The sequence below is a fragment of the Streptomyces sp. 7R007 genome, from assembly GCF_054850255.1.
This window is the reverse complement of the sequence record NZ_JBTWMV010000001.1, coordinates 165,577-178,599: the sequence shown is the minus strand read 5'-3', so window position 1 is coordinate 178,599 and position 13,023 is coordinate 165,577. Positions and strand designations below refer to the sequence as shown.

The 13,023-nt window shown below is 73.5% G+C and carries 14 protein-coding genes; 8 read left to right on the top strand and 6 right to left on the bottom strand.

Annotated elements, in window-relative coordinates:
• Positions 1-40: 40 nt before the first annotated feature.
• Positions 41-493 carry a nitroreductase family deazaflavin-dependent oxidoreductase gene (locus ACYF6T_RS00820; RefSeq protein WP_461692530.1) on the bottom strand — a complete coding sequence of 151 codons (453 nt, stop codon included), beginning with the start codon at positions 491-493 and terminating at the stop codon, positions 41-43.
• A 179-nt stretch (positions 494-672) separates the two neighbouring features.
• Here ACYF6T_RS00820 and ACYF6T_RS00815 point away from each other — a divergent pair, with 179 nt between their 5' ends.
• From ACYF6T_RS00815 to ACYF6T_RS00805, 3 genes are all read left to right on the top strand, one after another.
• Positions 673-1,107, top strand: a complete 435-nt coding sequence (locus ACYF6T_RS00815) for a nuclear transport factor 2 family protein (RefSeq protein ID WP_461692528.1) — start codon at positions 673-675, stop codon at positions 1,105-1,107.
• A 141-nt stretch (positions 1,108-1,248) separates the two neighbouring features.
• Positions 1,249-2,448, top strand: a complete 1,200-nt coding sequence (locus ACYF6T_RS00810) for a cytochrome P450 (protein WP_461692527.1) — start codon at positions 1,249-1,251, stop codon at positions 2,446-2,448.
• A 13-nt stretch (positions 2,449-2,461) separates the two neighbouring features.
• A complete protein-coding gene (locus ACYF6T_RS00805) occupies positions 2,462-2,656 on the top strand; it encodes a ferredoxin (protein WP_461692526.1) in 195 nt (64 codons plus the stop codon).
• 3 nt (positions 2,657-2,659) lie between these two features.
• On the opposite strand, the gene ACYF6T_RS00800 is transcribed toward ACYF6T_RS00805, so the two are convergent.
• The gene (locus ACYF6T_RS00800) at positions 2,660-3,211 is read right to left on the bottom strand and encodes a TetR/AcrR family transcriptional regulator (RefSeq protein ID WP_461692524.1); all 552 of its coding nucleotides are present in this window, start codon (positions 3,209-3,211) and stop codon (positions 2,660-2,662) included.
• Between the two features lie 104 nt (positions 3,212-3,315).
• Here ACYF6T_RS00800 and ACYF6T_RS00795 point away from each other — a divergent pair, with 104 nt between their 5' ends.
• From ACYF6T_RS00795 to ACYF6T_RS00785, 3 genes are read left to right on the top strand one after another with little or no spacing between them, the layout of a single operon-like run.
• Positions 3,316-3,774: a nuclear transport factor 2 family protein gene (locus tag ACYF6T_RS00795; protein WP_461693219.1), complete on the top strand. Its 459-nt coding sequence runs from the start codon at positions 3,316-3,318 to the stop codon at positions 3,772-3,774.
• 9 nt (positions 3,775-3,783) lie between these two features.
• Positions 3,784-4,341, top strand: coding sequence for a flavoprotein (locus tag ACYF6T_RS00790; RefSeq protein WP_461692522.1), 558 nt, complete (start codon positions 3,784-3,786; stop codon positions 4,339-4,341).
• A gap of 15 nt (positions 4,342-4,356) precedes the next feature.
• Positions 4,357-5,328 (top strand): aldo/keto reductase, encoded by a 972-nt coding sequence (locus tag ACYF6T_RS00785; protein WP_461692520.1) that lies wholly within the window; start codon positions 4,357-4,359, stop codon positions 5,326-5,328.
• On the opposite strand, the gene ACYF6T_RS00780 is transcribed toward ACYF6T_RS00785, so the two are convergent.
• A complete protein-coding gene (locus tag ACYF6T_RS00780) occupies positions 5,329-6,135 on the bottom strand; it encodes a phytanoyl-CoA dioxygenase family protein (protein ID WP_461692519.1) in 807 nt (268 codons plus the stop codon). It abuts the gene before it with no gap.
• 63 nt (positions 6,136-6,198) lie between these two features.
• On the opposite strand from ACYF6T_RS00780, the gene ACYF6T_RS00775 reads away from it, so the two are divergent.
• Together ACYF6T_RS00775 and ACYF6T_RS00770 are read left to right on the top strand one after the other, a co-directional pair.
• On the top strand, positions 6,199-7,104 hold the full coding sequence (locus tag ACYF6T_RS00775) for a helix-turn-helix domain-containing protein (RefSeq protein ID WP_461692517.1): 906 nt from the start codon (positions 6,199-6,201) through the stop codon (positions 7,102-7,104).
• A 425-nt stretch (positions 7,105-7,529) separates the two neighbouring features.
• A complete protein-coding gene (locus ACYF6T_RS00770) occupies positions 7,530-9,491 on the top strand; it encodes an RICIN domain-containing protein (RefSeq protein WP_461692516.1) in 1,962 nt (653 codons plus the stop codon).
• Between the two features lie 9 nt (positions 9,492-9,500).
• Here the strand turns inward: ACYF6T_RS00770 and ACYF6T_RS00765 are convergent, their stop codons facing one another.
• The 3 genes from ACYF6T_RS00765 to ACYF6T_RS00755 form a co-directional block, all read right to left on the bottom strand.
• The gene (locus ACYF6T_RS00765; protein WP_461693218.1) at positions 9,501-10,757 is read right to left on the bottom strand and encodes an SLC13 family permease; all 1,257 of its coding nucleotides are present in this window, start codon (positions 10,755-10,757) and stop codon (positions 9,501-9,503) included.
• An 83-nt stretch (positions 10,758-10,840) separates the two neighbouring features.
• A complete protein-coding gene (locus ACYF6T_RS00760; protein WP_461692514.1) occupies positions 10,841-11,530 on the bottom strand; it encodes a DUF4232 domain-containing protein in 690 nt (229 codons plus the stop codon).
• 127 nt (positions 11,531-11,657) lie between these two features.
• On the bottom strand, positions 11,658-13,004 hold the full coding sequence (locus tag ACYF6T_RS00755) for a serine/threonine-protein kinase (RefSeq protein ID WP_461692512.1): 1,347 nt from the start codon (positions 13,002-13,004) through the stop codon (positions 11,658-11,660).
• Positions 13,005-13,023 lie beyond the last annotated feature (19 nt).

The window sequence follows — 13,023 nt, the reverse complement described above, 5'->3', positions numbered from 1 at the left end:
ATTTTTTCCGACGGTGTTTCACCTGCGCCGTGGCGCCGGCTCAGGCACCGCCGTCGGCCGGCTCCAGCACGAAGACGGGGATCTCCCGGTCGGTCTTCTTCTGGTAGTCGGCGTACGGCGGATAAGCCGCGACCGCCCGCTGCCACCACTCGTCCTTCTCCGCGCCGGTGACCTCGCGGGCGACGAAGTCCTTCTTCACGGGCCCGTCCTGGAGCTCCACATGGGGGTCGCTCTTGAGGTTGTGGTACCAGGTCGGGTGCTTCGGCGCGCCGCCCTGCGAGGCGACGACCGCGTAACGCCCCTCGTGCTCGACGCGCATCAGCGGCGTCTTGCGGATCTTCCCGCTGCGGGCGCCGCGGCTGGTGAGCACGATGACGGGCAGGCCCGTGTCCCGCAGCGTCGTCCCCTTCGTGCCACCGGAGCTCTCGTACAGCTCCACCTGATCCCGCACCCACTGCTCGGGGCTCGGTACGTACTCGCCCTCAAGAGGCATGGCATCCGTCCCATCGTGATGTCGTACGGCTGACTGGCACCGATCTTCAACACCGGTACCCACGCTTGTCATCCCTACCGCGAAAACGCCATTACCTCGCCGGTCATCGCGCGGAGCGGGGTGCTTCGGGCACGGTCGGCGTAGCCCGCACGACACCCGCTCGAAGGAGAGGCCCCGCCATGACGGTGACCGCCCGTGCGACGACCCGCGCCGTGGTCGAAGAGCTGCTGCGCCGTATCGCGGCCGGCGATCCGGAGCGCATCGCCGCGTTGTACGCCGAGCACGTCGACTGGCGGCTGGACTGGCCGGAGGAGGAGCACGGCCGCACCGCCACGCCCTGGATCCGGCACCGCGCCACCCGGACGGACGCAGCCGCCCACTTCCGAGACCTGGCCGCGCACCACGTCCCCGGGGAGGCGGCCACCGTGGTCGAGCGCGTCCTGGTCGATCAGGAACACGCCGTGGTGCTGGGCGAGATCCGGCAGACCGCCCGGTCCACCGGCCGCCCCTACCGGGCCGGGTTCGCCCTGCACCTCACGGTGGACAACGGGCAGGTCGTCCGCCATCACGTCTACGAGGACAGCCTCGCCGTGGCCCGCGCCTTCGCCCCCTGACCGGGCTCGGACCGGCGTGCGGGCACCGCCTTCCGGCCATAATTCACCGTTCGTGGAAATGGCCGAACTTGGCGTCGCCATATGCGTGCCCCGGGCATCTAATGGGACCGCACGACGCACCCAACGTCTGCGAGGTCTTCCATGACGCACACGCAGCCCGTCGCCTTCCCCCAGGACCGGACCTGCCCCTACCACCCGCCCGCCGGCTACGACCCCCTGCGCGCGGCGCGCCCGCTGGCCCGCGTCACCCTCTACGACGGCCGTGAGACCTGGCTGGTCACCGGCCACGCCCTCGCCCGCGAACTGCTCGCCGACCGGCGCCTGTCCTCCGACCGCACCCACCCCGACTTCCCGGCCCCCAGTGAGCGCTTCGCGGCCGTACGCCGCAAGCCGCTCGCCATGCTCGGCGCCGACGACCCCGAACACCGCACCCACCGGCGGATGATGATCCCCAGCTTCACCCTGAAGCGGGCGGCCTCCCTGCGGCCGCAGATCCAGCGGATCGTCGACGAACGCCTGGACGCGATGATCGCGCAGGGGCCGCCCGCCGAACTCGTGGGCGCCTTCGCGCTGCCCGTGCCCTCGATCGTCATCTGTGCCCTGCTCGGCGTGCCGTACGCCGACCACGAGTTCTTCGAAGGGCAGTCGCGGCGGCTGCTGCGCGGGCCGAAGCCCGCCGACTCCCAGGATGCGCGCGAGCAACTGGAGGCGTACTTCGAGGAGTTGATCGACCGCAAGCAGGCCCAGGCGGTGCCGGGCGAGGGCGTGCTCGACGACCTCGTCCACGAGGCGCTGCGCGAAGGGCGCCTGGACCGCGCGGAGATCGTCTCCCTGGCCACCATCCTGCTGGTCGCCGGCCACGAGACGACCGCCAACATGATCTCGCTCGGCACCTTCACCCTGCTCCAGCACCCCGAGCGGCTGGCCGAGTTGCGCGCCGACCCGGAGCTGCTGCCCGCGGCGGTCGAGGAGCTGCTGCGCATGCTGTCGATCGCCGACGGCCTGGTGCGGCTGGCGACCGAGGACATCGAGGTGGCGGGGACGACCATCCGGGCGGGCGACGGCGTGCTCTTCTCCACAGCCGTCATCAACCGCGACGAGGAGATGTACCCCGACCCCGACACACTCGACTTCCACCGCCCGGCCCGCCACCACGTCGGGTTCGGCTTCGGCATCCACCAGTGCCTCGGCCAGAACCTGGCCCGCGCCGAGCTGGAGATCGCCCTGCGCACCCTCTTCGAGCGGCTGCCCACCCTCCGCCTCGCCGCCCCGGCCGACCGGATCCCCTTCAAACCCGGCGACACCATCCAGGGGATGCTGGAACTCCCCGTGACCTGGTAAGAGGCTGACGGTCATGCGCATCGACATCGACAAGGACGTCTGCATCGGCGCCGGCCAGTGCGCCCTGGCCGCCCCGGGCGTGTTCACCCAGGACGACGACGGGTTCAGCGAGCTGCTGCCGGGCCGCGAGGACGGCGGCGGCGACCCCATGGTCCGGGAGGCGGCACGGGCCTGCCCGGTCGGCGCCATCGCCCTCTCCGAGGGCTGAGCCTCAACGGGCCCGCAGCAACACCCGCGCCGCCTCGCGCGCCTGCCGCGCGGGCTCGGCGGTGCGGGTGATGCCGGCGGTCACCATGGCGCCCTCGGCCAGCAGGAACAGCTGCCCGGCCAGCTCGCCGGGCAGCCCCGCGTCCGCCACCAGGCCGGCCAGGTAGTGCCGGAACGCCGCCTTGTGCGCCCGCACCTGGGCCGCCACCCGCTCCGAGGTGGCGCCCAGCTCGCCGTAGGAGTTGATCCAGGCGCACCCCCGGAAGCCGTCCTCGCCGAACCACTCCTGAAGCCAGTCGAAGACCGCGAGGACGCGCTCCCCGGGGTCCTCGTGCCGCTCCACGTACGCGGCGAGCCCCCCGCGCCAGCGCAGGTCGCGCCGCTCCAGGTACGCCTCGACCAACTGCTCCTTGGCCGGGAAGAGCTGATAGAGCCGCTTCAGGGAGACCCCCGAGGCGCCGCGTATGTCGTCCATGCCGACCGCCTGGACGCCCCGCCCGTAGAACAGCTCCTCGGCGGCGTCGAGCGCCCGCTCCCGTGCGGCTGCGCTGTCCATGACGGCCATCTCCCCACCCCTCCTTGACGCGAGAACGATCGTTCTCCTACGGTAGCAGCGTGATCGGAGAACGCACGTTCTCCGCCGGTGCCGAGGAGGAAGCCATGGCCGACCGTCCGCCCCTGCCCCCGTTCACCCGCGAGAGCGCGGCACAGAAGGTCCAGGCCGCCGAGGACGCCTGGAACACCCGCGATCCGCACAAGGTCGCCCTCGCCTACTCGGAGGACTCGGTGTGGCGCAACCGCGACACCTTCGTGCGCGGCCGGGCCGAGATCGTGGAGTTCCTGACCCGCAAGTGGGAACGCGAGCGCGACTACGCCCTGCGCAAGGACCTGTGGGCCTACGACGGCGACCGGATCGCCGTCCGCTTCCAGTACGAGTGCCGGGACGCCGACGGCCGGTGGTGGCGCAGCTACGGCAACGAACTGTGGGAGTTCGACGAGCACGGCCTGATGACCCGGCGCGAGGCCAGCATCAACGACGTGCCGATCGAGGAGAGGGAGCGCCGCATCCACGGACCGCGCCCCGCGGCCGAGCGCGGGAAGGGCTTCCCGCTTCAGTAGGGTTCCCGGATGACCGAACAGGCCGGGAAACCCTTCCTCTACGTCGTCGTCTGCGCCGCCGGGATCGCCGCGGACGTCGGCAGGCTGATCACCGCCGCGCAGGAGCGGAACTGGGAGGTCGGCGTCATCGCCACCCCCGCCGCCATGAACGGCTTCTTCGACACCGAGGCCGTGCGGGAGCGGACGGGACGCCCCATACGCTCCGCCTGGCGCACCCCGGGCGAACCGCGGCCCTTCCCGCCGCCGGACGCGGTCGTGGTCGCGCCCGCCACCTTCAACACGGTCAACAAGTGGGCCGCCGGCCTCGCCGACACCCTCGCCGTGGCCACCCTCTGCGAGTCCCACGGCCTGGGCGTCCCGGTCGCCGTCCTGCCGTGCGTGTCCGACGCGCTGGCCGCCCACCCCGCCTACCAGGACAGCCTGGTCCGGCTGCGCGGGATGGGCGTCCGCTTCGGCGAGCCGTACTCCGGAGAGGCGGACGAGGACGGCGGGCGGCCGGAGTTCGGGTGGGAGCGGGCGCTGGAGCTGATCGAAGGTCGTACGCTCCCCTACGTACCCAACTCGTAGGCGGGAGCAGCAACGATGCAGTACGTGAAGCTCGGTTCGACAGGCCTGGACGTGTCGCGGATCTGTCTGGGCTGCATGACCTACGGCCTGCCCGACCGCGGTGTGCACGAGTGGACCCTGGACGAGGAGGCGTCCCGTCCGCTCATCCGCCAGGCGATCGAGGCCGGGATCAACTTCTTCGACACCGCCAACGTCTACTCCGACGGCACCAGCGAGGAGATCGTGGGCAAGGCGCTGCGCGACTTCGCCCGCCGCGACGAGATCGTGCTCGCGACCAAGGTGCACGGCCGGATGCGGCCCGGGCCCAACGGCGGCGGCCTGTCCCGCAAGGCGATCATGAGCGAGATCGACCACAGCCTCAGCCGCCTCGGCACCGACTACGTCGACCTGTACCAGATCCACCGCTTCGACCCCGGCACCCCGGTCGAGGAGACGATGGAGGCGCTGCACGACCTGGTGAAGGCCGGCAAGGTCCGCTACCTCGGCGCCAGTTCGATGTACGCCTGGCAGTTCTCCAAGATGCAGTACACCGCCGAGAAGCACGGCTGGACGAAGTTCGTGTCCATGCAGAACCACTACAACCTCCTCTACCGCGAGGAGGAGCGCGAGATGCTGCCCCTCTGTGCCGACCAGGGCGTCGGCGTGCTGCCCTGGAGCCCGCTCGCCCGCGGCCGGCTCACCCGCGACTGGGGCACCGTCACCGAGCGCAGCGCCAACGACGACTTCGGCAGCCGCCTCTACCAGGACGGCGACCGCACCATCGTCGAGGCCGTCACCCGCATCGCGAACGACCGTGCCGTGCCCCGCGCCCAGGTCGCCCTCGCCTGGCTGCTGCACCAGGACACGGTGGCGGCCCCCATCGTCGGCGCCGCCAAGCCCGGCCACATCGAGGACGCCGTCGCCGCGGTCGAACTCGCCCTGGACGACAAGGAGATCGAGGAGCTGGAGCGGCCGTACAGCCCGCACCCGATCGTGGGTCACGGCTGACTAGTGGGGTCCGTGCGGCGCGAACTCCGTGCCGCACGGACCCGCCCCCGCGCTCTCTGCGAGCACGACCCGCTCACCGCTCATCGCGATCGTCCGGTAGTAGGCGCCGATCCGCTCGGCCGACCGGCCCACGTAGTGCCCGATGAACGACCGCCGGAACCGGTCGGCCGTGCGGTTGGGCTGCGAGCCGTGCACCAGACTGCCGTTGAAGAACAGGACGTCGCCGGGCTCCATGTCCACCGGCACGGCCGCGAGCCCCGGCGGCGGGGGAACGTACTCCCGCGCGAACGACATGGCGGGGTCCGCCTCCTCGGGGCAGAACAGCTCCATCCGGTGGGTGCCCGGCACGACCTCCAGACCGCCGTTGTCCCGGTCGATCACATCGCAGGCCACCCACGCCGCCACGCACGTGCCCGGCTCGACCCGCAGATAGAAGTTGTCCTGGTGCAGCGCCTGGCCCCGCGCACCCGGCGGCTTGAAGTAGAACATGCTCTGCGCCGCCAGCACCTCCTCGCCGAGCAGGACCTCCAGCACGCTCCGCAGCCGCGGGTCGAGCAGCAGCCGCGCCGCCGGCTCGCTGATCTCGTGCGGCTGCATGACCCGCGGGTGGGTCCGCAGCGGGTCCGCCGAACCGGCGTACGGCGCGAAGTGCCCCGGCACCGGCCCCGCCAGCCGCAGCGCCTCGAACTCCGCGCACAGCCGCTCGATCTCGTCGTACCGCAACAGCCCGCGCACGACGGTGAAACCCTCGTCCAGGAACTGCCGCAGCAGGGGGGCGCCGGTGGCGCCGATGTCCGTGGCTGTCATGCGTCCACTCCTCGCTCGGATGCCTCAGGTGCCTTACGCTAGGCCGCCGCACCTTCCCGGAGGATGCCCGTGACCGCTGACGGATTGCCCGAGACTGCCGCGCCGCCGCCGGGGCTGGTCGTGGTCGGCAGCTACGACGAGCCGCCCGGCTACGGCGTCAACCGGACGCGGGGCGCCGGCAGTTGGCTGTTCACCTGGACGACGGCGGGGAGCGGCCGGCTGCGCCAGGGCGCCGCCGAGGCACGCGCGGGCGAGGGCGACCTGGTGGTGCTCGCCCCGGGCGTTCCGCACCAGTACGCCGTCCGTCCCGGCGCCCCGCACTGGCGGTTCTGGTGGGCGCACTGCCAGGCACGGCCGGCCTGGCTGCCGTGGCTGCGCCCCTACCACGCCGGCGACGGCCTGTACGTCGTCACGCCCACCCCGCCCGCCCTGCGGGCCCGCGTCGGGGCGGCCTTCCGCCGGATGCTCGCCGACGCCCGCTGGACGGGAGCCGGAGTGCCCCGGGCGGATCCCGAGCCCGCCGGCCGCGTCGCCGTGGCGCACGGCACCGCCGCCCGGGAACTGGCCCTGTGCGCACTGGAGGAGGCCGTCCTGCTCGCGGCGGCCGGCGCGCGGCCGCCGGCGCCGCCGCCCGGCGTCGACCCACGGGTGCGGCGCGCGCAGGCGATCGTCGCGGCCGACCCGGGCGCCCCGCACACCGTGCGCTCGCTGGCCGAGAGCGTCGCCCTCTCGCCCTCCCGGTTCGCCCACCTGTTCACCGAACAGCTTGGCCAGTCCCCGATGCGCGCGCTGCGCGAGGCGCGGCTCGGGCATGCCGCACGGCTGCTGGAGAACACCGACCTGTCCGTGGAGCGGGTGGCCGCCGCGTCCGGATTCGCCAGCCCGTTCCACTTCAACCGGGTCTTCCGGGCGCGCTATGGCATACCGCCGGGGGAGTACCGGTCGGGCGGCTCAATGGTTGGCGGGTGAGGGCGGGCGCCCCCGCCGATCGGCCGGAGGTCCGGTCAGGCGCCCGTGCAATGGTTCCGGCCGATGCCCTGGCCGGAACCGCTCAATCCCGTGTCCAATTACCGTGCGGGGGCGCCGCCTTCGCTTAGCGAGCCGAATTGACGTTCCGTCAATGACGCGCGTCGGGCGCGCAATGCACAAAACCCCGAGATCTCTTGTTACGCCTTCATGACCTGTGCAAAGGTGTGCACTGTCGGCGCACAGAGTTCCACTATTCCCCCTGTGCGCACGAGGCCGCTCAGGTCCGTCCTCCTGCTTCAAAAGAGCTGTGCCGGGCGGGCGTTCGAGTCGCCGAATCCTGTACGAGCGGACTCCGTCGCCACGTCGTCGGGTCCCCATGCCAATTGGTATGGACTTGATGCGCACGCCGCGAGAGGAATGCAGCCGTGAAAGACACCGGCCTGTCGAATTCCCCTACGTCTGCCCGCCGGTTCGAGGTGACGGACGAACAACTGAGTGCCGAACTGAAGAAGTGGACCGGGACAAGTCCGGCGCTTCAGCCCGTGGGGGAACTTCTCGACCGGCACTGGGAAGCGGCCTTCGCCTATGCCCGGTTGTGCACCGACAACGCCCGGGCCGCGGGAATGCTCACGACCGCCGCATTCACCAGACTCTTCGGTGAATCCCTGCGGCAGAACGGTCCGACCTCCGCCTGGCGCCCCCAACTCCTCGTCACCGTGCGCCGGATCGCGGCCGAGTGGGACGGCGACGGCCGTCGCGAGATGCTCCACCCCGAGCTGCGCTCCGGCGCCGGCGGCGAGCGCGTCGCGGCCCGGCTGCTGCCCCCCGCGGACCGGCGCCTGCTGTCCGGGGCGTTCCAGCGGCTGCCCCAGTCGGCCCGCTGTCTGCTGTGGCACGTCGAGGTGGAGGCCGAGCCGCTGGAGGCCCCCGGCGCGCTGCTGGGCCTGGACGCCGAGGCCGCCGGCATCGAGCTGCGCCGCGCCCGCGAGCGACTGCGCGAGGAGTGCCTGCAGGTCCACCGCGAACTCGCCCCCGACCAGGAGTGCCGCCGCTACCTGCGGATGCTCGACGTGACCTACCGGCGCGGCGGTGTCGACCTCGACCCCGACCTCGCCGCCCACCTCGCCGGATGCCGGCACTGCAGTGAAACCGCCGACCAGCTGCACCAGTTCAACACCGAGCTCGGCGTCGCGCTCGCCGAGGGGGTCCTCGGCTGGGGCGCCCGGGCGTACGCGGCCTCCCGGCCCGGCCGCGTCGAGCAGACCCCCGAGCCGGGCGCCCTGCCCGCGGAGGTCCCCGCCCCGCCGCTGGCCGGCGAGCCGTTCTCCGGCCCCGCGCAACCGGGCCCGCCGCCCGCCACTCCCCGTCCGGCCCGCACCGCGCCCCGCGCCGGATCCCGGGCCACCTCGCGAGCAGCCTCCCGAGCCGGTGCGTCCGGCACCGCGCCCGCCACCGCGCCCGGAGCTGTCTCCGGCCGTTCGGCGCAGAAGGCCGCCCGCCGCGCCGCCGCGCGCCGCCGCAACGTCACCGCCGCGATCCTGACGGTGAGCGGACTGGTCGTCCTGCCGCTGGTGCTGTGGTCCTCCTTCGGCTCCTCCGACGGCTCCTCCTCCGCCGACGGCGCCCACCCTTCCGAAACCCCCGGCGGTGACAAGAACGCCTCGTCCGGCGACCAGTCCTACACCGGCGCGAGCGCGGGCTCCGACGGCACCCTGCACGGGCGGCTGCACAACGTCGACTCGGGCCTGTGCATCGGCCTCGTCGGCGGCAAGGCCGTCGAGGGCGCCGAGACCGAACTCGCCAAGTGCTCCTCCGCGGACGGCCAGCAGTGGTCGTACACGGCCGACGGGCTGCTGCGCAGCGCCGCGGACCCCGGCCTGTGCCTGGACTCCCACCTGGGCTACTCGGTGCAGCTCGCGACGTGCACGGGCGAGGCCGCCGAGAACGGCAAGAACATCCGCTACGACTTCACCCTGCAGGGCGCGCTGGTGCCGCGCTGGGACCAGGACCTCGCCCTCACCCCCGCCGCCACCGACGGATCGGGCGCCCTCGTCGTCAAGACCCGCGACGACAGCCCGGTCCAGCGCTGGGTCTTCGACACCTCCAAGACCGACCTGCAGATGGAGGTCGTCAACTGGGACGCCGACAGCAGCCCCGTCCCGACCGCCACGGCCACGCCCGCCCCCAAGGCCGCGACCACGCCGGCCCCCGTACCCACGGCGTCCGCGACCCCCACCACCGCGACGCCGACGCCGACGAGCCCGGACCCGTCGTCCTACTGCTCCTCCAACCCCTCCTCCTGCTGGGGCTACGGCCAGGGCGGCTGGGGCTCCGGCGGCTACGGCTCGGGCTCCGGCGGCTACGGCGGCGGTGGCGGCCACCGCTGACCGGCCGGCTCAGACCCCGACCACCTGCAACGACAGCCACAGTGCCGCCACGGCCGCGACGAGCGAGGCCGGCACGGCGAACAGCCCGAGCCGGGTGAACTCCCACAGGTCCGACTCCTGGCCGTGCCGGTGCGCGATCCGGCGCCACAGCAGCGTCGCGAGCGAACCCGCGTACGTCAGGTTCGGGCCGATGTTCACCCCGAGCAGCACCGCGAGCACCGCGCCGGACCCGGCCGGCGCCGCCAGCGGCAGCAGCACCAGCACCGCGGGCAGGTTGTTGATCAGGTTCGCCAGGACGGCGGCCAGCGCCGCGATGCCGAGCAGCGCCGGCAGCCCCGACCCCGAGGGCAGCACCCGGTCCAGCGCGTCGGCCAGCCCGTTGTCGACCACCGCGCGGACCACGATTCCCAGGGCCAGTACGAACGCCAGGAACGCCGGCGCCGCTGCCCTCACCACCGACAGCGGACCGGCCTGGCGCCGGACCAGGGCACGGCCGGCCAGCACCAGCGCGCCGGCCGCCGCCACCCACGCCGGCTCCACCCCGGCCGCGGAGGCCACGGCGAACCCGGCCAGCGTGCAGCCCACGGTGACCAGGGCGAACACCGGCAGCTCGGGCGTGTCGCCGGGCTCGGGGGCGGAGCCGGAGCGGCTCAGGTCGTCGGCGAAGAAGCGCCGGAAGACCAGGTACTCGGCGCCGATCGCCACCAGCCACGGCAGCGTCATCAGCGCGGCGAAGCGGGTGAAGCCCAGCCCGCTCGCCGCGAACGCCAGCAGGTTCGTCAGATTGGAGACGGGCAGCAGCAGCGAGGCCGTGTTCGACAGGTGCGCGCACGCGTACAGGTGCGGTCTGGCCCGCACGCCCGCCCGCGCGGCCGTGGCGAACACCACCGGCGTCAGCAGCACCACCGTGGCGTCCAGGCTGAGCACGGCCGTGATCACCGAGGCCAGCACGAACACCGCGGTCAGCAGACGTCCGGGGGAGCCCGCCGCGTGCCGGGCCATCCACGCCCCGCAGGCATGGAAGAGCCCCTCGACATCGCAGAAGTGGGCCAGCACCAGCACCGCCGCGAGGAACCCGACGACGGGTCCGAGCCGTTCGGCCTCGGCGCGGGCGTGTGCCAGCGGGATCGCCCCGGTGGCGATGACCACCCCGGCCGCGGGGACGGCCACCAGAGCCTCGGGGAGTCCCTTCGGGCGCAGTACGGCGAAGCCGAGGACGGCGACGAGCAGGACGATGGACAGGGCCTCGGCGAGCGGCGTGTTCAGGGTGGGGTCCTTCGCAGGGGATCAACGCGGGAGCCACCATCAAAGCAGGTCACGGTAAGAGGGCCGGTCCGACCCGGCCCGTGTCAGACGCCGGTGCCGGGGCTGAACACCGTCAGATGCGAGGAGGACTCGTTGCCGGAGACCGGCACCGGCCCGCCCGTCCACTTCACCGTCAGCGGGTCCCGTTCGTCCGGCGGGGTCACCAGCAGCGAGGCCGGTGTCGCCGGACGGGCGCCGCTGACCTCGGGGTTGGAGAACGACAGCCCCGCCCACGCGCTCCTGCCCGGCGCCAGCGTCACCGTCGTCGGCGTCCCCGGCGTCCGCTGCGGATCCGCGCCGAGCTGGTGCCCCGAGGCGTCGACGTACGCGGCGCCCGGGTAGCCGCGCACGGTGCACGTACGGGAGGACGTGTTGGTCAGCACGATCGGGAAGTTCTCCTGCCCGGCCCCGGGGTTGTTGCGTCCGACACTCGCCCGCAGCTCGGAGGTGTGGCAGCGGGTGCTGGTCCGGCCGGTCGCGGTCCTGGTGGCGGTGGCGCTCGCGGTGGTCTCGCCGGGGGCGCTGGCCGGCGCGGACGCCGTGGCGGAGTCGGTGGCCGTCGCCGGGGCGGTCGCGGTGTCGCCGGTGGCGGGTGCGGCGGTTCCGGGCAGCGTCGTCGGGCTGCTCGCCGCGGCGCCGTCGCCCGAGCCGCCGCAGGCGGTCAGCACACCCAGCACGGCGACCGCGCTCACGAGCAGGGCCGCCCGGTGGACGGAGAGGGACGTATCGGTCATCTTCCTCAGCACTCCCGGTGTCTCCTCGCACGCGGCCTGGCGCGTGCGTACGGCGCTTTGTGCCCCGTCATCAGTCTCCGATGCGCACCGGCGCCGAAAAGTTCGCTCGCTCGGGGTCTGTTTCGCGTCAGGTGCCGACCCGGACGGACGCCAGAATCCGGTCGGCCGCGCCGGCGTCGGAACGCTGCCGGATCTGGACGTACACCCGGGCGCCGGACCCGGCGAGCGCGGCCTCCGTCACCGACCCGCCGGATGCGCACCGGGTCCAGGTGCGCACCCGGCCGTGCCAGGCCCCGCCGGTGAAGGCGCGGGCGCCGTCGTAGTGGCAGCCGGGGTGGGTGAGGGCGTCGACCCGCTGCTCGGGGTCCGCGTGCGCGCTCAGGCCGACGAACACGCCGTTGACGGGGGAGGCGAGGTCCTGCCAGCGGGCCAGGTCGTCCGCGACGGCGAAGCCCGGCTCGTGCCCGGCGGGCAGGCCGATGGCGTGCGGGTCCCAGCCCGAGTCGCGCAGCTGACGGCTCCACGCGGCGGGCACCTGGGCCGAGACGCGGCCGGTCGCGTCCGTGATGCGCGCCTCGGGCGCCGGAGCGGAGTGGTCCGTCAGCGTCCAGGTCACCCCGAACGCGGCAGCCGCGGTCACGGCGACGGCGACGGCCGGCGCGAGCACCCCGCGGCCGGGCCGGGGCCGGTGCGCCGGGGAGGCGAGGCGTTCGAGCTCCTGCGCGAAGGCCTCGGCGGTGGGCCAGCGCCGCTCCCGGTCCGGTTCGAGGGCGCGCAGCAGGGCCCGCTGGACGGCCGGATCGAGCCCGGGGCGCAGCCGGTCCGGCCGCACGATCCGGCCGGGGTCCCCCGGGACCGCGCCCGTGACCAGGTGGTAGCCGACCGCGCCCAGGCTGTACACGTCGGCCCGCGCGTCGATCCCCGCCCCGGCCTCGGCCTGCTCGGGCGGCCGGTACCCGGCCGAACCGGCGGCCAGCGTCAGCCCCGACGCCTGCGCGAGGCTCTTGGCCAGTCCCAGGTCGGCGATCAGCACCCGTGAAGTGCCCCCGGACAGCAGGACGTTGGTCGGTTTGATGTCCCGGTGCACGATCCCCGCCCGGTGCAGGTCGGCCGCCCCGCGGGCGGCCAGCGCGGTCAGCCGCAGCGCCTCGGGCACCGGCAGCGGGCCGCCGGCGAGCAGCTCGGCGAGGGTGCCGCCGTCGGCGTACTCCATCACGAAGTACGGTCTGCCGTCCGGCAGTTCGCCGATGTCGTGGACCTGCACCACCCGGCGGGAGCCGGCCTGGCGCAGCATCCGCGCCTCGGCCAGGAAGCGTTCGCGCACATCCAGCCGGCGGCTCCAGTTGTCGGCGAGCACCTTGACGGCCACCGGCGCGTCGAGCTCGTCGTCGTGGGCCAGCCAGACGGTGCCGAACGCGCCCGTGCCCAGGAGCCGTTCGAGGCGGTAGCGCCCGATCCGCTCGACGGAGTGCATACGACTATCATGCCTGGCC

Bases quoted from the DNA above. Each gene is read 5' to 3' on its own strand.
- ACYF6T_RS00790 (WP_461692522.1), top strand. From the start codon at position 3,784: ATGACCGAACAGGCCGGGAAACCCTTCCTCTACGTCGTCGTCTGCGCC.
- ACYF6T_RS00805 (WP_461692526.1), top strand. From the start codon at position 2,462: ATGCGCATCGACATCGACAAGGACGTCTGCATCGGCGCCGGCCAGTGC.
- ACYF6T_RS00820 (WP_461692530.1), bottom strand. From the start codon at position 493: ATGCCTCTTGAGGGCGAGTACGTACCGAGCCCCGAGCAGTGGGTGCGG.
- ACYF6T_RS00755 (WP_461692512.1), bottom strand. From the start codon at position 13,004: ATGCACTCCGTCGAGCGGATCGGGCGCTACCGCCTCGAACGGCTCCTG.
- ACYF6T_RS00775 (WP_461692517.1), top strand. From the start codon at position 6,199: ATGCCCGTGACCGCTGACGGATTGCCCGAGACTGCCGCGCCGCCGCCG.
- ACYF6T_RS00795 (WP_461693219.1), top strand. From the start codon at position 3,316: ATGGCCGACCGTCCGCCCCTGCCCCCGTTCACCCGCGAGAGCGCGGCA.
- ACYF6T_RS00780 (WP_461692519.1), bottom strand. From the start codon at position 6,135: ATGACAGCCACGGACATCGGCGCCACCGGCGCCCCCCTGCTGCGGCAG.
- ACYF6T_RS00800 (WP_461692524.1), bottom strand. From the start codon at position 3,211: ATGGACAGCGCAGCCGCACGGGAGCGGGCGCTCGACGCCGCCGAGGAG.
- ACYF6T_RS00785 (WP_461692520.1), top strand. From the start codon at position 4,357: ATGCAGTACGTGAAGCTCGGTTCGACAGGCCTGGACGTGTCGCGGATC.
- ACYF6T_RS00810 (WP_461692527.1), top strand. From the start codon at position 1,249: ATGACGCACACGCAGCCCGTCGCCTTCCCCCAGGACCGGACCTGCCCC.
- ACYF6T_RS00760 (WP_461692514.1), bottom strand. From the start codon at position 11,530: ATGACCGATACGTCCCTCTCCGTCCACCGGGCGGCCCTGCTCGTGAGC.
- ACYF6T_RS00815 (WP_461692528.1), top strand. From the start codon at position 673: ATGACGGTGACCGCCCGTGCGACGACCCGCGCCGTGGTCGAAGAGCTG.